General features: G+C 60.1%; 17 protein-coding genes and 1 tRNA gene. 11 read left to right on the top strand and 7 right to left on the bottom strand.

The window, feature by feature from the left end; genetic code table 11:
- Positions 1-15 precede the first annotated feature (15 nt).
- Positions 16-1,047, bottom strand: a complete 1,032-nt coding sequence (locus HMPREF2734_RS03630) for an NUDIX hydrolase (protein WP_141750416.1) — start codon at positions 1,045-1,047, stop codon at positions 16-18.
- Between the two features lie 104 nt (positions 1,048-1,151).
- Here HMPREF2734_RS03630 and HMPREF2734_RS03625 point away from each other — a divergent pair, with 104 nt between their 5' ends.
- Complete coding sequence (locus HMPREF2734_RS03625) at positions 1,152-2,150, top strand: NAD(P)H-dependent glycerol-3-phosphate dehydrogenase (RefSeq protein WP_070422952.1); 999 nt, start codon at positions 1,152-1,154, stop codon at positions 2,148-2,150.
- 25 nt (positions 2,151-2,175) lie between these two features.
- Positions 2,176-3,225, top strand: a complete 1,050-nt coding sequence (locus HMPREF2734_RS03620; RefSeq protein WP_168162464.1) for a D-alanine--D-alanine ligase family protein — start codon at positions 2,176-2,178, stop codon at positions 3,223-3,225.
- Positions 3,226-3,247: 22 nt separating this feature from the next.
- Here HMPREF2734_RS03620 and HMPREF2734_RS03615 read toward each other — a convergent pair whose 3' ends face one another.
- Positions 3,248-4,174 (bottom strand): DUF3515 domain-containing protein, encoded by a 927-nt coding sequence (locus HMPREF2734_RS03615; RefSeq protein WP_070569260.1) that lies wholly within the window; start codon positions 4,172-4,174, stop codon positions 3,248-3,250.
- Between the two features lie 34 nt (positions 4,175-4,208).
- Here HMPREF2734_RS03615 and HMPREF2734_RS03610 point away from each other — a divergent pair, with 34 nt between their 5' ends.
- From HMPREF2734_RS03610 to HMPREF2734_RS03580, 7 genes are read left to right on the top strand one after another with little or no spacing between them, the layout of a single operon-like run.
- Positions 4,209-5,171 carry a thiamine-phosphate kinase gene (locus HMPREF2734_RS03610; RefSeq protein WP_070569256.1) on the top strand — a complete coding sequence of 321 codons (963 nt, stop codon included), beginning with the start codon at positions 4,209-4,211 and terminating at the stop codon, positions 5,169-5,171.
- On the top strand, positions 5,172-5,813 hold the full coding sequence (locus HMPREF2734_RS03605; protein ID WP_070422949.1) for a uracil-DNA glycosylase: 642 nt from the start codon (positions 5,172-5,174) through the stop codon (positions 5,811-5,813).
- 24 nt (positions 5,814-5,837) lie between these two features.
- The gene (locus HMPREF2734_RS03600; RefSeq protein WP_083308066.1) at positions 5,838-7,490 is read left to right on the top strand and encodes a DAK2 domain-containing protein; all 1,653 of its coding nucleotides are present in this window, start codon (positions 5,838-5,840) and stop codon (positions 7,488-7,490) included.
- Entirely contained in the window at positions 7,491-9,593 is a 2,103-nt protein-coding gene (locus HMPREF2734_RS03595; RefSeq protein WP_070569253.1) for an ATP-dependent DNA helicase RecG, read from the top strand.
- An 18-nt stretch (positions 9,594-9,611) separates the two neighbouring features.
- Positions 9,612-10,193 (top strand): 16S rRNA (guanine(966)-N(2))-methyltransferase RsmD, encoded by a 582-nt coding sequence (rsmD, locus tag HMPREF2734_RS03590; RefSeq protein ID WP_210384727.1) that lies wholly within the window; start codon positions 9,612-9,614, stop codon positions 10,191-10,193.
- A gap of 1 nt (position 10,194) precedes the next feature.
- Positions 10,195-10,674 (top strand): pantetheine-phosphate adenylyltransferase, encoded by a 480-nt coding sequence (coaD, locus tag HMPREF2734_RS03585; protein WP_070569249.1) that lies wholly within the window; start codon positions 10,195-10,197, stop codon positions 10,672-10,674.
- Positions 10,674-11,414: a sulfite exporter TauE/SafE family protein gene (locus tag HMPREF2734_RS03580; protein ID WP_070569246.1), complete on the top strand. Its 741-nt coding sequence runs from the start codon at positions 10,674-10,676 to the stop codon at positions 11,412-11,414. Before coaD ends, HMPREF2734_RS03580 begins: the two co-directional genes overlap by 1 nt.
- 57 nt (positions 11,415-11,471) lie before the next feature.
- Here HMPREF2734_RS03580 and HMPREF2734_RS03575 read toward each other — a convergent pair whose 3' ends face one another.
- From HMPREF2734_RS03575 to HMPREF2734_RS03560, 4 genes are all read right to left on the bottom strand, one after another.
- Positions 11,472-12,224, bottom strand: coding sequence for an amino acid ABC transporter ATP-binding protein (locus tag HMPREF2734_RS03575; RefSeq protein ID WP_141750415.1), 753 nt, complete (start codon positions 12,222-12,224; stop codon positions 11,472-11,474).
- 20 nt (positions 12,225-12,244) lie between these two features.
- The gene (locus HMPREF2734_RS03570; protein ID WP_070422944.1) at positions 12,245-13,210 is read right to left on the bottom strand and encodes an amino acid ABC transporter permease; all 966 of its coding nucleotides are present in this window, start codon (positions 13,208-13,210) and stop codon (positions 12,245-12,247) included.
- A gap of 2 nt (positions 13,211-13,212) precedes the next feature.
- Positions 13,213-14,121, bottom strand: a complete 909-nt coding sequence (locus HMPREF2734_RS03565) for an ABC transporter substrate-binding protein (protein ID WP_070422943.1) — start codon at positions 14,119-14,121, stop codon at positions 13,213-13,215.
- Between the two features lie 90 nt (positions 14,122-14,211).
- On the bottom strand, positions 14,212-14,835 hold the full coding sequence (locus tag HMPREF2734_RS03560; RefSeq protein ID WP_070422942.1) for a hypothetical protein: 624 nt from the start codon (positions 14,833-14,835) through the stop codon (positions 14,212-14,214).
- A 70-nt stretch (positions 14,836-14,905) separates the two neighbouring features.
- Between HMPREF2734_RS03560 and HMPREF2734_RS03555 the strand changes: the two genes are divergently transcribed.
- Positions 14,906-16,528 (top strand): SWIM zinc finger family protein, encoded by a 1,623-nt coding sequence (locus HMPREF2734_RS03555; protein WP_141750414.1) that lies wholly within the window; start codon positions 14,906-14,908, stop codon positions 16,526-16,528.
- Between the two features lie 91 nt (positions 16,529-16,619).
- On the top strand, positions 16,620-17,051 hold the full coding sequence (locus HMPREF2734_RS03550) for a hypothetical protein (protein ID WP_070569237.1): 432 nt from the start codon (positions 16,620-16,622) through the stop codon (positions 17,049-17,051).
- 559 nt (positions 17,052-17,610) lie between these two features.
- Here HMPREF2734_RS03550 and HMPREF2734_RS03545 read toward each other — a convergent pair.
- Positions 17,611-17,687 (bottom strand) — tRNA-Leu (locus HMPREF2734_RS03545).
- Positions 17,688-17,704 lie beyond the last annotated feature (17 nt).

The raw sequence follows: 17,704 nt of genomic DNA, 5'->3' as shown, positions 1-17,704 counted from the left end.
TTCTTGGCGGGCCGCTTACAGAACTGGAAGTGGGGAGGGGATGTAGTCCGCGCCGATGAGCTTGCCGTCGTGGAACGTCAGCACCCATACGGAGGCTTTCTTCGCGCGGATTTCTTCGTCGATAGGCAGTGTCCCTTGCGCCGAGAGCCACGCGATTATGCCGGGGATGATCCCACCTTGCGCGCACACCACGCTGGTTCCGCCGGCCTCAATCACGTCCTTGAATGCGTGCTTGGCGCCAACCATGTCGGCGATCCAGGCATCGTCGCCAAACTGCTTATCGACGACAACCTCACACCCCATCTCATCCGCCAGCGGCGCAACCGTGTGCTGGCAGCGCTCCGGAACCGCCGAGTAAATACGTTCCGGCGCGAACGCACTGAGCAGGGGAACGAGCATCTCGGATTGGCGGCGGCCCTTCTTATCCAGGGGACGCAAGTTGTCGTCGCCGGACCATTTGTTGCGGTCGTGGGCGCGGGCATGTCGGACATAGAGGATGCGTGCATCTGCGGGCGTGTTAAAGCGCTTCTGGGCCTTCTGGAGCACCTCGCGGTCGAGGTCGTACGTCATCAACTCAAGCGCTTCATTGAGTGGCAGCCAGCGGATCTCGTCGACCTCGTTGTTGGGTACGAACTCGCCACCGACGACCTCGCCGGTCCAGTAATAGACCACCTTGGTTGTCTTCTTTACCGGGTAGACCGTCTTGCCCAGCAACTTGCCCAGGCGAACGTCGTAGCCTGTTTCCTCCTTGATTTCACGTACTGCGGTTTGTACAAGCGACTCATCAGGGTCGACCTTGCCCTTGGCCAGCGACCAGTCGTCGTAATGAGGACGGTGAATACACGCAACCTCAATGGTGTCGGGTTGCTTAACGTCACCGCGCCACAGCACCGCACCCGCAGCAAGCGTGGTGCGCTCGAACTCCTTCTGCGGCTTTAACGGAATAGCCTGAAGCCTGCCAGTGAGAAACTTCTCACCCAAGGCGTCCTTATCTTGCTCGGAGAGCTTCCCGCTGTTTCCTGGTGTCTTGGATGCGTGAGTAGGCATGTCCTCCATTGTGTCCCAAGTAACCCACTCACGCCGGACACGCCACGCGCCACGGCCGGTGGTAGGTTAAACCGGAACAATCGGCTGGGAGGATTCGGAAAAATATGGTCAACGTTGCGGTACTGGGGGCAGGCTCCTGGGGTACAACCCTGGCGAAGGTGTTCGCGGACGCCGGCAACAGGGTCACGCTGTGGGCGCGTCGGGACAACCTTGCCCGCACCATTCAGACCACGCGGGAAAACCCGGAGTACCTTCCCGGCATCACACTCCCGGATGCGATCGAAGCCACCTCGAACGAGCAATACGCGCTGCAAGACGCGACCATCGTCGTCTTTGGCGTACCCAGCCAGACCATGCGGGAAAACGTCGCGCGTTGGGCACCCATGATCCCGGCTGATGCGACGATGCTGTCCATCTCAAAGGGCGTGGAAACAGGAACGCATCTGCGCATGAGTGAAGTTATTGCAGAGGTCACCGGAGCGGACCCGAACCGGATCGCAGTGCTCAGCGGGCCCAACCTGTCGCGCGAGATTGCGCTCGAACAACCTGCCGCCACCGTGATTGCATGCGCCGATGAGAACCGTGCAAAACTCGTCCAAGCCGCGTGTGCGACTAACTATTTGCGGCCGTACACCAACACGGATGTCGTGGGCTGCGAAATCGGCGGCGCGACGAAAAATGTCATTGCGCTTGCCTGTGGCATGGCCGCGGGACAGGGCCTTGGCGACAACACCCTGGCATCCCTGATCACGCGTGGCCTTGCAGAGACCACCCGTCTGGGCAACGCGCTCGGCGCGGATCCCCGCACGTTTGCAGGTCTTGCCGGTATGGGAGACCTCGTGGCCACGTGTGCTTCGCCGCTGTCGCGTAACCGCACATTTGGCTCCGCTTTGGGGCAAGGTGCGACGATGGAAGAGGCGAAGGCTGCGACGAAGGGCCAGGTTGCAGAGGGCGTGGTGTCGTCGAGAAGCATTTTCCAGCTCGCCGAAAAGCATGGCGTGGAGATGCCGATTACCCAGGCAGTGTTTGCCATTTGCCACGACAACTTCAAAGTTGCGGACACGATCGCGACACTGATGGGGCGCAGCAAGAAGGCAGAGTAAAACTGCGCCATGGCTACGCGGTAGATTGGTCAGCGTGATTCGCGTAGCAGTTCTTTATGGTGGCATGTCCACCGAGCACTCCATTTCCTGCATTTCCGCAGCGTCGGTGATGCAACACATGCCGGCTGACTACGAGGTGTTTCCCATCGGTATCACCCGTGACGGCGTATGGGTTGAAGGCACAACAGACCCAGTAAACGGCGTCGCGCTGCCTGAGGTGCCCGCTGGCCGCGAAGTTGCACTCTCCATCAACCCGACGCGCAAGGGGCAGATCTTCGATGTAGCAACCGGCGAAAGTATCGCTTGCGTCGATGTTGTCTTCCCGGTGCTGCACGGCAAATACGGCGAAGACGGCACAGTGCAGGGACTGCTCGAACTCGCTGGTGTCCCGTACGTCGGCCCAGGGGTGCTTGCATCCGCCTGCGGCATGGACAAGGAGTACACGAAGAAGCTCGTCGCGGCTGAAAACATTGCGATCACCAGGGAAGTGATCCTCGACGGTCGGGCAGTGCTTGACGACGACGAGCGTGATTACCTCGGTCTACCAGTGTTCGTAAAGCCCGCCAACGGTGGGTCATCGATCGGTGTGTCCAAAGTGAGCTCCTGGGACGACTTCCCGGCGGCGTACGACCTTGCGCACGAATCCGATTCCAAGGTGATTGTGGAAGCGGAACTTGTCGGCGACGAGGTTGAGGTGGGAGTCCTCGAACGACCCGACGGGACCATTGCGGCATCCCTGCCAGCGAAGCTCAACGGCACCGAAGACTCCGAGGAAGGCTTCTACGGGTTTGAAACGAAATACCTCGAAGAGGGCGTTACGGCAACGATTCCGGCACCGTTCGACGAGGCAACAACCGCGCAACTTCAAGACATGGCGGTGACGTGTTTCAAGGCGCTGAACTGTAAGTCGCTTGCACGTGTGGACTTCTTCGTCACCGAAGACGGCCCGGTGCTCAACGAGGTCAACACCATGCCTGGATTCACCGCGATTTCGATGTACCCGCAGGTGTGGGCAGCCACCGGAGTGGACTACCCGGAACTGCTGGACACGCTGGTGCGGACCGCGCTGCGTTAGAGCGCAGCGTTAAAGCACAGCATTAAAGCGCAGCGGTGTGCTCGGCGATCAGTTCGGTCAGGTTCGTAATCGCCTCGTTGCTCTCTGCCTGAGGCAGGGACGCAGCGATACCGCTGTCGCGACCCAGCGCGTACCACGTCGAAGCCGTGGTGCCGTTTGCCAACAGCACATCCTCGAACCACGGAATGTCGTTGACCTGGGCAAGTTGCGCACCTGGTGCGTAATTCGGCGATGGGGCGACACCGCAGCGCAGCACGATCGGATCACGGCCCTCAGCACGCCATGCGACGGTGTTTTCAGACGCAGGCTCTGTCCGGGTGTAGCCCTCGGCGATAGCATCCGGTGCGGCCTGGAGCAGTGCGTCGCACTTCGATGCGTCCGCGCTTTCCAACATGGACAAAGGCGCGGGGTTGTGGGGCTGATCCTTCGACGGCAGCCCATCGGCGCCCAAGCGTCCAATGGATTTCTTTGAGTCGTGGAGCACTTGCGCATCACCGGTCACGGCGATCACAGGGGAGCGGTCCACGGTGTACCAGGTGGCCAGGTTGGACTGGGGCGTAATGTCGTCGATACGCATCCACGTTGCATTGCCGAGAGTTTCAGTGACGGCGTAATCCGTGTACTGCGCCGGCATGTCTACACCGCAGCGCAGGGTGACGCGGTCATCGGTGGACTTGCGCCAGGCGGCGGCACCTTGTGGTGCCGGTTCTGCGAGTTCGGCACGGGGAAGGCCAGCGAACCGGTCGGGGAGGCCGTCGATAAGCGATGCGCACTCCGGGCTATCGGCCATCGGGGCAGGAAGATCAGCCATCGCGACCGGCTGCAGCGCCACACGTTGGAAGAACACACGAGCGCCAATAACGGCCCCGAGGACGAGAAAGACTGCGAGGCCAAGACTGACCAAAATTGTTGTGCGATTAACCTGAGGTTCGTGCGCCGTGGTTACCATGGCGAAATAGTCTAACGAAAGGGCTGCCCAACCCGTGATCACCACCGGATTTCCCACTGATGGTCCGACGCTTGCGCAGGTCGGCGAGCGAGCGGTTATCGCCGCGATTCGCGCTGCCGCACCGTCTGCCCTCAACGGCGACGACGCAGCAGTACTTACCCCCTCAGTGCCAAACTCGAGAGTTGTCGCAGGCACCGACATGTTGGTGGAAGGCCACCACTTCACTCGTGCGACCACAACTCCGTACCTTTTGGGCCGCAAGGCGACGGTGCAAAACTTCGCGGATATCGAGGCAATGGGCGCGCGCCCGATTGCAGCACTGATGGGGGTGTCTGTCTCCCGCGATGCGCCGGCAGCATGGGTCGAAGAGATCGCCCGCGGCATTGGGGATATGGCCGGGGAGTATGGCTGTGAACTCGTCGGCGGGGATCTGACCGACGGGCAAGAACTTGTGGTCTCCGTAACCGCAATCGGCTCGCTTGGTGGTAATCGTCCGCCGCTGACGCTAGACGCGGCACGCCCCGGTCAGCGAGTGGTCGCGCACGGCAATATCGGTTATTCAGCCGCAGGGTTCGCGCTGCTGCAGGCCGGGATTGATGTGCCGGAGGAGCTCGAGGTGCTTGTGAAGGCGCATCAGGCCCCGGTGCTTACCCCGGGGCGTGGCGTGGTGGCGCGCGCGGCAGGCGCGACCGCGATGACGGACAACTCGGATGGGCTCATCCGGGATGTGACGACGCTGGCAAAGGCATCTTCGGTAGGCATCGAACTGTCAAAGGTGGCGCTGCGCCCGGATGCGACCTTGCAGGCTGCGGGCGTACTCCTTGGCGTCGACCCGTGGGAGTGGGTGCTCACAGGTGGGGAGGACCACACCCTCATCGGCACGATCGATGGGTCCGCACCGGTTGGGTTCCGTTCGATTGGCGCAGTCACCCGCAAGCCCGGGGTGCGCATCGACGGCGAGGCCCCAGAATTGACCACCGGATGGGAGAGTTTCTAAATGTTGCCCGTGCACGAATCTTGGCAGGAACCGCTCGCTCCGGTGGAAGATCGAATCCACGCAATGGGGCAGTTTTTGCGCACAGAGGACGACTACCTGCCGCGTGGCCACGATATTTTGCGGGCTTTTGCGGATCCGTTCGACGATGTCCGGGTCCTCATCTTGGGCCAAGACCCGTATCCGACCCCAGGACACCCGATGGGGCTCGCGTTTTCCACCCAGCCTGGGGTGGCGGCGCCAAGGTCGCTGGTGAATATCTACAAAGAGCTGCAGGCTGATCTGGGTATCCCGCCCCGGGCGGATGGGGACCTGTCGTCGTGGTCGTCGCAAGGCATTTTGCTGCTCAACAGGGTGCTTACCGTGCGTCCGAGAAAGCCCGCGTCACACCGTGGCAAAGGCTGGGAAGAGGTTACCCAGGCCGCAATTGAGGCGCTTGTCCGCCGAGATGCGCCACTCGTAGCTATCTTGTGGGGCCGTGACGCACAGACAGCTGCGAGATTTTTGGGGGATACTCCCCGGATTGAGTCGCCGCATCCGTCGCCGTTATCAGCATCGCGCGGTTTCTTCGGTTCGCGCCCGTTCTCGCGTGCAAATGAAGCGCTTCAAGCACAGGGTGCGAATCCCATCGACTGGAGTCTGTAACAGCTCCCTGTAAGCTTTCGCTTCATGTCTGTCACTCCGCTTATCGACGCCGCAGGGTTGCGTGCGTGGGCCCAACGCGCCTCCGCCGAGCTGGAGCGGCGCCGAGTGGAGATCAACAGCCTCAACGTCTTTCCCGTGCCGGACTCCGATACGGGCTCCAACATGGCGCACACGATGCGTTCAGCCTGCGAGCAAGCAGCTTTGCTTGGCGACGACGCCAGCGCCGTCGATGTCGCCGAAGCCCTGGCCGTCGGCGCTGTACGTGGAGCACGCGGCAACTCAGGTGTGGTGTTGTCCCAGGTGATGCGTGGAATCGCGCAGTCTGTCAAAGACGATGCTTCGGACGGGGAGATGGTCGCGGACGCATTGGCGCATGCCGTGAAGTTTGTGGACCAAGCCATTGCGGATCCGGTGGAAGGCACCGTGATTACGGTGCTCCGAGCGGCGTCTGTGGCTGCCCAACAAGCGGTGGAGGACATTGGGCGTCCGTTGAGTTTGCTCGATGTTGCAGCACCTGCGACATCCGCGGCCAGGGTGGCCTTGGCCAACACGCCGTCGCAGCTGCCAGTGCTGCGCGAGGCCGGAGTGGTTGATGCCGGCGGTACCGGTGTGGTGATTCTGCTCGAGGCGCTGTTGGAAGAGGTAGAGGATAGTCCCGCAACGGCACCCGATGGTGATGTCCAAGAGAGCGCCGTACGCAGCGCAGAAAGCAGCACAGAAGCCAGTGCAGAAAGCACCCCGGCACCTGCTGAAGGGGCAGACCGCGACGTGCACGTTGACATGGCGCATGCGGGGCCGTCGGGTCGGGAGCACTCCCTTGAGGTGCTCTTTGGGTTTCAGGGCGATATTGCGGAGTTGGAAACCGAGCTGCGCCCCTTGGGCGACAGCCTGGTCATCGCTCGGCTATCTGATACGGAAGCCACTGTGCACATTCACTCGCTCGATGCAGGTGCTGTGATTGAGACGGCGTATCGCCTCGGCAAGGTCCAAAACCTGCGCCTTGAAGTGCTCCCGGGTGCCCCAGTGGTGCGAAACCCCGATCGCTTGATTGTGGCCGTGACTCCTCCCGGCTCCCTGACAGAGCTGTATAAGGAAGCAGGTGTGGTCACTGTTGCCCCGGGCGACGAGGTGATCTCGGACATGCTCTCCGTGATTCGGCGTTCGGGCAGCAACGAGATCATCGTGCTGCCGAATGGGCTGCTCAGTAACCGGAATCTCGCTGCCGTGGAGAAAGCAACCCGAGCGCTGGAACAGACGATCACACTGCTTCCTACAGTCCGGTTAGTCTCCGGTATTGCAGCGCTGTCTGTGCACGATCCGAACCAGCCGCTGGCTACCGCCGCGTTTTCCATGTCTGAGGCGGCTGGCGAGATGCGTACGGCAGTGGCTCACCGCGCAAAGAAGGGCGCGCTGACACTCAGCGGCGCGGTTGCCAAGGGTGATGTGGTGGTCACCGCACGTGGGGAGACGCTGCTTATCGCCGAAGACCCGCTCGATGCTGTGAAGCGGGCATGCAAACGCCTGCTCGAACACGGCGGGGAGCAAGTCACGGTGCTGTTTGACCCAGCTGAGCTGTCGGAGGAGGAGCTTCGCACGCTGAACACTGAGCTCGGCGTCCAGGTCATGGTTTATCCTGCAGATGGATTGCAAGCATGTGCGGAGATCGGGGTGGAGTAAATGCTGGGGTTTGAGGACAATCGGCCACTGACTGAGGTTATTCCTGCGAAGCAGGCACGGGCGATTGAGAAACACCTCAACATTTCCACGTGTGGCGAGCTGCTTCGGCACTATCCGCGACGCTACCTGCACTACGGCACCGGTGCTGACCTGACCGGGGTCGAAGCAGGCGATACTATCACCGTGATCGGCGAGGTCGTCGACGCCAACACGTTTTACACCAAAAAGACGCCCAAGCGGCCGATTACCAAGGTGATGATCCACGATGGGCGGACGGAGTTCCAAGCCACCTTCTTCGGCTCCCAATATGCCCAACGGGTGCTGAAGCCGGGTCGGCGCGCGATGCTGACGGGCAAGTTGGATTTCTACCGTAATCAGCCTCAGCTGCAGCACCCTGACTTCGTGCTCATGGACGGTCCTACTGAGGCGACCGGTTCCATGCGTCAGCTGTCTCACTTCGGCGATCTGGAAGAAATGCTGCGTGGCCGCCAGTGGCTTCCCCTGTATCCGGCGTCGAAGCAGGTCAGCACGTGGACGATTATGGGGGCTGTGCATGCGGTGTTGAAATCGCTGCCGCGTATCGACGAGCCCCTTGGCTTCACCCCCATCGGCCTGCTACCCCTCAATGCAGCGGTCCGCCAGATTCACGAGCCTGGTGCGGAAGGCCCTGCACGGGCGAAGGAGCGACTGAAGTACGACGAGGCGCTCTCGGTCGCGCTGGCGATGGGTGTGCGACGCATCGACACCTCCGCTCACAGGGCGCCCGAGATGCCCTATGTGAAGGGGGGCGATGAGGACAAGCTGCTGGACGGTCTGCCGTTCCCGCTGACCCGCGGCCAGAAGGAAGTGATCACGGACATCACGGCTGATATGTCCAAGACGGTGCCGATGAGTCGCCTGCTCCAAGGCGAGGTTGGCTCCGGAAAGACGGTGGTGTCGCTGATGGCGATGCTCCAGGCCGTCGATAACGGCGCGCAGGCGGCATTGCTTGCTCCGACGGAAGTTCTCGTGCTGCAACACGCGCGTTCGCTAACGTTCACTCTCATGCGTGCGGGTCTCCCCACCCGAGTGGTTGCGCTGACAGGATCGATGACGGTCGCGCAGCGCCAAGAGGCACTGCTGAAGATTGTTTCCGGGGAGGCCGACATTGTCGTCGGTACGCACGCCCTGCTCCAAGAGGGCGTGGACTTTTTCAACCTGGGGCTTGTCGTTGTCGACGAACAACACCGCTTCGGCGTAGAGCAACGCGACGCCCTGCGTGCCAAAGCGGGGGAGACCACACCGCATTTGCTGGTGATGACGGCAACGCCGATCCCACGCACCATTGCGATCACGGTGTTCGGCGACTTGGAAGTATCCACGCTGCGCGAACTTCCCGGTGGGCGCAAACCGATCCAGTCTGCGGTGGTCCCGGAATTCAAACCGCGCTGGGTGGAGCGCGCTTGGGAGAAGATCCGCGAAGAAGTTGCAGCCGGGCACCAGGCCTACATTGTGTGTCCGCGTATCGACGGCGAAGGCGGCGTACTTGAGGTTGCCGAGCATCTCGCCGCAACGGAGTTTGCGGACCTGACCGTCGGCATCCTGCACGGACGCCTCAAAGGCGACGAGAAAGACAACGTCATGGCGGACTTCGCCAAAGGCGGCATCGACGTGCTGGTGTCCACGACGGTGATCGAGGTCGGCGTGGATGTGCCGAATGCCACGGTGATGGTCGTGCGCGAGTCGGAGCATTTCGGTGTCTCCCAGTTGCACCAGCTGCGCGGCCGAGTTGGGCGTGGCGGCAACCAGTCGCTGTGTCTGTTCCACACGCTCGCGGAGGAAGGCAGCCCCGGCTTCACCCGCGTATCCCAGGTAGCGGCGACAGCGGACGGGTTCGCGCTCGCGGAGCTTGACCTGCTTAACCGCGGCGAAGGTGACGTGCTTGGCACAGGCCAGTCCGGCATCAAACGCACGCTGCGGTTGATTAACTTGGTTGAGGACTACGACATCGTTAAACGTGCCTACGACGACGCCGCCACCTTGGTAGCAAACCAACCCGAGTTCGCCAGGGCAGCCACCGCCGGGTTTGTGGCAGAAGACTTCGAATATTTGGACAAGAGTTAGCTGGTTAAAGTTATGGGAATGAACCGCATCATTTCGGGAGAAGCCCGCGGCCGGAAGATCAAAGTGCCGCCGGCAGGAACGCGACCTACATCCGACCGGGCCCGCGAGGGGCTGTATTCGTCGTTGCAGGTGCGTTTCGGGTTCGTCGATAAGCATGTGCTCGACCTGTTTGCAGGCTCGGGTGCGCTCGGGCTCGAGGCCGCGTCGCGTGGTGCGGCAGAGGTCGTGCTGGTGGAAAGTGCCCCAGAAGCGGCAAAGATCATCGAGTACAACGCTGGCGTGGTCAAGCACCCCAACGTGCACATCCACCAGATGAAGGCGTCGACCTACGTTGCATCGGCGCCGAAGAAACACTTCGACATGGTGCTCGCTGACCCGCCGTACGAGTTGGCCGATGAGGCCGTTGCAGAGATGGTTGAGGCACTGAAACCTGCGCTGGCTGATGGGGCAGTGGTCGTTGTAGAGCGCCACCGTGATAGTCCGGAGACCGCGTGGCCCGCAGAGTTCACCCCGACCGGCCAGAAGCTCAAGCGTCGCATCTACGGTATTGCACGTATGGATATGGCGGTTTACGCCGACCCGGAAGCAGAGGACAACTAAATTGACCATCGCAGTCTGCCCTGGCTCGTTCGATCCGATCACGAACGGTCACCTCGACATTGTCACCCGTGCGCTTCGCCATTTCGACGAAGTGATCGTGCTGGTCACCGGCAACCCGACGAAAACCTCGGGGCTATTTACTATCGACGAGCGCGTCGACCTCATCCGCGAAGCCACCGCACACCTCGATGGCGTTCGGGTGGATAGCTGGGCGGGCCTGCTGGTCGATTACACAACCCAGCACGACATCAGTGCGTTGATCAAGGGGCTGCGTTCCTCGCTTGACTACGAGTACGAACTGCCAATGGCACAGATGAACCGACGCCTCACCGGTGTGGACACGTATTTTCTACTCACAGATGAGAAATACGGCTACATCTCCTCGTCCTTGACCAAGGAAGTTGCAAAATTCGGCGGCGATATCTCTGGGCTCGTGCCAGAGACGGTCCGCGACGCAATCATGGAGAAATACAGCAAGTGATGGTCGTCGTCGCTGTTGCGCTCGCAGTCGTCATGGGGGCGGGACTGCAGCGCATTTCCGGCATGGGACTCGGCTTGATCACAGGCCCGGTGTTGTCGTTGCTCCTTGGACCAGTGGTCGGCATTCTCATGATCAATGTCATCGCCATGGTCAATGCGGTCTTCAACACTTGGGGGATGCGACGCGACATCGACTGGTCAAAGTTCTGGCCGATTGCCGGAGCACTCATCGTCGGTGTCGTCCCAGGTGTGTGGGTGGTCTCCCGCGTATCGACGAGCGCCCTGCTGATCATCGTCGGCACCCTGCTCATTATCGCCTTGTCCGTGGTGACGCTTGGTAAACGCTACGTCCCCCAGATCGAAGGCATGGTCCCTGCAGCGACCGCCGGTGCAGTCGGTGGCTTCATGAACACTCTCGCCGGCGTTGCAGGCCCCGCCTTTACGGTTTATGCGCATGCGGCACGTTGGCCACAGCGGGTCTATGCGGCGACTTTGCAGCCGTTGTTCTTCGTTGCCGGTGCGCTATCGTTCGGTGCTAAAGAACTCTCCGGTGCTGCAGATATTTCATCGATTAGCCCGTGGTTGTGGGTGGCGACGTTCGGTGGTCTGGTTATCGGCATCACTGCCGGGAAACGTCTGTCGCCTCGTGTGCCTTCAGCAAAAGCCCACAACATCGCGCTGGGGCTCGCTTTCTTCGGCGGTGCAACCACACTGGTCCGCGGCCTCGCAGGCTTGGTGTAGGAATGAAAAACGGCCGCCCGGATGTGGGCGGCCGTTTCGCGTAAGGGGAGTGCCCGGCTAGAACAATGTGGAGACGAACGACTTCGTGCGTTCGTGCTGCGGATTATCCAGCACCTGTTCCGGCGTGCCGTACTCGATGATCTGGCCGCCATCCATAAACGCCACCTTGTCTGCTACCTCGCGGGCGAACGACAACTCGTGGGTCACCACCAGCATGGTCATGCCATCGTCAGCGAGTTTGCGCATCACGCGCAGTACCTCCCCGACGAGTTCGGGGTCGAGGGCGGAGGTGGGCTCGTCGAAAAGCATCAGCTTCGGATCCATCGCAACCGCACGAGCAATCGCCACACGCTGCTGCTGACCACCAGAGAGCTGAATCGGGTACGCGTCTGCCTTCGACTCAAGACCGACCATGGCAAGCAATTCCTTGGCACGCGCCGTAGCTTCCGCGACCGGCTGACCCTTCACATGGACCGGAGCCTCGATGATGTTGTCCAAAACAGTACGGTGGCCGAACAGGTTGAAGTTCTGGAACACCATGCCGATCTCGCGGCGCTGCTTGGCGGCGTCCTTCTCACTCATCTCGTACAGGGCGCCATCGCGCTCCTTGTAGCCGATGAGTTCTCCGTCGACGTAAAGACGACCCGCGGTGACCTTCTCCAGGTGATTGACGCAGCGCAGCAACGTGGACTTACCGGAACCGGACGGGCCAATCAGACAGGTCACTTCGCCGGCGGCGACCTCAAGATCAATGCCCTTAAGCACATCAAGGTTGCCAAAAGACTTCCAGACATCAACCGCCTGGATCATAGGAGTTTCCTTGACGGTCATTAGCGCTGTCCCTTCTTCTGCGGTTCTTCGACAATTTCAACGTTGTTCGGAATGGTGCCCTCTGCATCAGCCAAGCTGGCGAGCTGGCGAGCAGTGAGCTGGCGGGTGGCACCGCGGTCGAAGTAGCGCTCCAGGTAGTGCTGGGCGACCATGAGCAACGACGTGATCACTAGGTACCAGGTTGCAGCCACCAGCAGGAGCGGCACCGGCTGAAACAGGGCGGCGGCAATATCCATCGAACGGCCGTAGAGCTCAAGCGAGTACGGCACAGCAACGACGAGCGAGGAGGTCTTAAGCAAGGAGATGAACTCGTTGCCGGTCGGCGGAATGATGATGCGCATTGCCTGCGGCAACACCGTACGGGTCATCGTTTGCCCCCAGCTCATGCCCAATGCCTTCGAGGCCTCAACCTGGCCTTCCGGCACTGCGGAGACACCGGAGCGGACGATCTCTGCCATGTAGGCGGCCTCATTCAAACCGAGGCCAACAACGGCCAGGGTAAACGCTGAAGAGGTAAACGGCTCAAGCGGAATCTGGGCGAAGCCGACGTTGATCGAGTCGTAGATCGCGCCAATCAAGCCCCAGAACATCAACTGGACGTAGACCGGGGTACCACGGAAGATCCACAGGAACACCCACGCCACTGTCTTGAACACCGGGTTCGGGCTCATGCGCATGACGGCCAACAGCACACCGCCGACAACGCCGAGCAGCATCGCCAGCACCGTGATTGCAATGGTGTGCAGGGCCGCCATAGCGATGCGGGTATCCAGCAGGTACTGGAAGTAGATGTCCCAGCCGTAAGCCTCGTTTCGGGCCGCGCCGATGACAAACCAGACCACAAGCAGCACAAGAATCACTGCGAGCGTCCACCGTCCAGGGTGGCGCAACGGTTTCGCCTCGATACGCTCAGGACGCTTGCGTTCGCCCTGAGAGGCGACGTACTGGGAATATGGGGTGCTCATGCTTAGTGTTCTCCCACTGGTTGTTCGTTAATCAAAGCCTGGTCGAGCAGACCTGTCGAGATATTCCATTGCGCAAGGATGCGCTGGTAATCGCCGGTATCGATGAGGTGCTGCATCGCGGCAGCCATCGCCGGCGCAAGCGCAGAACCCTTCGGCACAGCAATGCCGTACGGCGCGGCGTCAAACATGTCGCCGATCATTTCCATCTTGCCGTCGGAGCGCTCCACAGCCCACGCGGTAACAGGGGAGTCGGCGCTGTAAGCATCGGCGCGCCCGACAAGCGTTGCAAGCGCTGCGTTGTCTGCTGTGTCGAAGGCAAGCACAGTAATCGGGTCCTTGCCCGCTGCTTCGCAGGCTTCTGACTTCGGACGAACGTCGTCGGTCTCCGAAACCGTCGTACGCTGCACCGAGACCGTCAAACCGCACGCATCATTCGGATCCACGTCGGCGCCAGGAGCGGCAGCCCACTGAATACCCGCGTAGAGGAAATTGATGAAGTCGAAGGTCTGGCGGCGTTCCTCGTTATCGGTAAAACCTGAAGCACCGGCGTCGAGGCTGCCACTGGAGACAGCGGGCAGGATCATCGAGAAGTCCATGTCTGCAACATCGAAGTCCATCCCCATGACACCAGCGAGTGCACGGGCAATGTCCATCTCCACACCGATGACCTGCCCGGTGGAGTCTTTGAACTCGAACGGGGCGAACGGTGGGTTCGCGCCGACGTTGAGCACGCCGTCTGCGGCAATTTCTGGCGGCACCATCGCCGCAATCTCAGGTACGGCGTCCGGAACGATCGGCTCCCAGCCGTCCGGGTTGCCGCCCTCTGTGTTAGTAACGCAGCCCGCGAGCGGCAGGGCCGCGGCGAGCACAGCGGCGAAAAGACGCCGCTTTGCGTGGGGTGGGTAATGCATTGGTCTCCCGCATACGATGAATACTTGCGTAGTCCCGTATATTACGCGCCGAATGCGGGATGATAAAACGCACCGCCCGAGCAGTAGAAACTACTGTGTTGCCATACGAATACCACGCATAGCCAGCTCAATGATCTGGCCAATGACCATCATGCCGAGGACGACCGGGATCCACACGGAAGTACGCTGGCTGGATCCTTCTGAGCTCAGGGCGAAATCGCCGGTGAAAAGCCCTTTGCCCATCTTTGCGGAGCCCTGGGCTTCCATCTTCCACAGCTCAACCGGGTTAGCAGTATCCGGGATGGAAGAGCCCCTTGCCCAAGCTTGGACGACCTCCTTGCCTTCGCCTTCTTCCATGTCGTCGGTCCACTCGGTAAACATCTCGGAGCTAGACACCTTCTTCAGCGGGTTTTTCTCCGGATCGATGTACATCGGATCCTTCTCCGGGTTCGGCTCAAGAGCCTCGATGAGCCCCTTCGGCTTGTCCTTGGAGTCCTTGCCGTCTGTGCTGTCCTTGTTGCTCTCAGCGTCCTTCTTTGCCGAGCTGGTCGCGTCAGACAGCGCAGCAAACGAATCGATGGTGTCCTTCAGTGCGTTGCTCGGGGAGACTGGAGCGTCCTCTTGCGCTGCCCCTTCCTGTGCATGTGCGGGAACCGTCAGCGTGGTCAACATGAGTGCTCCGGCGACAAAGCCGGCGATATAGGTCTGGCGCATGCGCCGTAGTCTAACCAAGCCATCGCCTAATGCCCATGTTGCTCTTCTCTACCTGCGTTAGACTGGCGAAATGACTACCACCATTTTGGGCTGGCTGACAGAAGAAACCATCGAAGACGCCGCAGGTTCAGGAGCATTTAACCGAGGGAAAAAAATCTCCTCCGCAGATGTCACCATCCTTAGCGATACTGAATCTGAAGTTCAGGCCGCAGTCCAAGGGACGTGGACATACCGAACGACATTGTTTGTGCAAGGGGATCGGGTTGGCACTACGTGCGACTGCCCGGTGGGCACGCAATGGTGTAAACACGCGGTGGCAGTCGCACTTGCGCTGCTCATCCCGAACGAGCTCTCGTTCGACGATTCCGCGGTTACCGATTCCTCTGCTACCTCCAACGAGTCGGCTCCAGACGCGGTGGACACCTACGTGGATTCTGCCAGCCCAGATGAACTGCGGCGACTCATTCACCATCTGCGGCAGATTCCAGAGGTCGAAGAGATGCTGGAGTTTAACGCCTTGAAGAGTTCGGGCGATGACAAACAAGTCCGTGAACACGTGAAATCGGCGATCACCGCTGCATCGCGGAAGAGCAGTGGATTTCGGGATTATTGGCAAAGTATGGAACTCGCACGGCACTGGAGCGATGCCCTTGACGTGGTGGAGGCGTACGTTGATGAGCACCGTGGCGTCGCAGTACGCCCCCAAATTGAGCGCGCGATCACGAGGTTGAATGCGGTTTTGCAACGTGCGGATGATTCTTCCGGGATGCTCGGCGACGAGCTGCATCGATGCTTCGACCTGCACGCGCGAGCATGCGCTGACGGCGTTGAGGACCAACAAAAACTTGCCAAGTGGTTGGTGAAGGAGACACTGGAAGCGCCGTTTGTTGAGCCTGATCTGAGGGCCTACGCGGGACTTCTCGGCGCTGATGCGGTCGAATCAATCGCCGCAGCCTTTGAGGCGAATCCACCGAAGTACGGTGCCAAGGCGCTCTTCCTCGATGTTGCATTCTTGCGTGGCGACGACGACCAGATCGAATCAATACTGCTCGACGGTAACTCCGTGAAGGACCTCATCGAGTTCTATGAGTCACGGGGCAGGAAAGATGAGGTCAAAGCAGTCCTTTCGAAGTGGGATACACCGATCCAGTGGAACGAAATCGATTTCTTTGAAAACCGATTGCGCGCCTACCTGGGAGACAAAGCGTTGTTGGACTACCGCATTGAAAAGTTCAAAGAAAACCCGGGAACAGTGACATTTGACCGCGTGATCCATGGACCGGGAGTGACCGAAGACGTGATCGACCTCATCCCAGAGGGCATCCCGGGCAGAGACGTGATGCTCCTGCAAGCGGCAATGAGATTCAACGATCCGGAATTGGGCCTGTCGGTGGTAGATGGCGACGAGGCCGACGTTCACTCTGCATTTGAATTCGCCCGTTCAGTGCTATCCAGTCACGATCCGGAACGTGCACTTGAAATCATGCTCAGGGAACCTGAGCACATTGCTCGGGCAAGTGGCGACAGGGCGTACAAGCAGGCTGCCGCATCGGCGACGCAAATCATCAACTGCTTCCCGGCCGATCCAGTCGCGCGTAAGGCAGTGCTGGAAAAGATGGAAGAGCTAGCCATCCGTTACAAAAACCGGCCTAAGATGCTCAAGATTTGGCGCAGCTACGGCCTGATCAACTAGCCGCGAACCTTCAAATTGCTCCCGAGCTTGCTTGATCAGACGCTGGTAGCTTGTTTGGTACCTGGCACTCAAGCTTTGGAGGTCATACTCTATGAGCAGGGATCTTGATATTACTGTGCTGCTGGTCTGTATCGGTGGAGTCCTGTTGATGATCGCTTGCTGGACCTTCTACATCCAGGGCGTGCGAAGGGCGCCCAAAACGGAGGAATGGTACGACGAGGGCGATGTAAACGGTTCAGAGAGCGATGGCGCGCTCTTCGTCTATCCCTACGGATCGCTGGTTATTGGTACTGCCAGTGCCTTCGTTTTGTTCGGAATTATGAACCTTCCCGAGCCTGTTGAAACGGTGTTGCTTGTTTTATGCATGGCTGCCGGGGGCATCGGAATCATTGGTTTTACGGGCGCGTTCGGGATTCCACTTCCGTGGCCGTTCGTACCGCGTTGGGTCGTCGATATCCGCAAAGCCAAACGCGCTCGACGCCGCGAACGCAGAGAAGCCCGCAGGAAGGAAAAGAAGGGTTAACTAGACTCGTGCAAATACGCCTAACAAGTAGCCGGAGGTACGAGTTGTGAGTTTGCAAAAGCTCTTGTGGATTTGCGCGGGCATCGGGACTCTTCTTGCGGGGTATTTACACGGGGCGCCTGCTCTTCTGCTCATCGCTCTTCTTTTCGTCGTTGCCATACCGACAGTGCTTCTCGTTGCGTCATCTACAGAGCTCAAAGGTGGACTTAAGTCCGTCGGCTTGCTTGCGGTCTGTATTGCTATAGGTGCCTTCGTTCCGCTCGTTCTTCCTTTCGCTTATGCCGTTTTCGTCTCAGTGAGCTGGTACTCGATTACCTCCGCTAATTCTCTATAGCGCTCTTGGTTCGCCTCATGCGGGGCGGGGCCGGACCACCATTGGCGACCGCGATCTCCTGTGCTGCTGTCAACGTGTCGTTGCTTGCTTCCGACTCGGCCTGGTGGTGAATTTCCGGGTTTTGAGGTTTAGGAAAGCGATGTTTACCAGCAAGCCGTGTCACTTCTTGCTGAAAACGAAAGGGGAGGGGGTTCCGGAAAACTTTCCGAAAACCCTCTCCCGAGATGGTGCCCCAGGTGAGACTCGAACTCACACTGGACGGGTTTTGAATCCGTTGCCTCTGCCAATTGGGCTACTGGGGCGACGCGCGAAAGTGTAT

Source organism: Corynebacterium sp. HMSC055D05 (genome assembly GCF_001810365.1).
Lineage (GTDB): Bacteria > Actinomycetota > Actinomycetes > Mycobacteriales > Mycobacteriaceae > Corynebacterium > Corynebacterium coyleae.
This window is presented reverse-complemented; position numbering and strand designations above follow the sequence as displayed.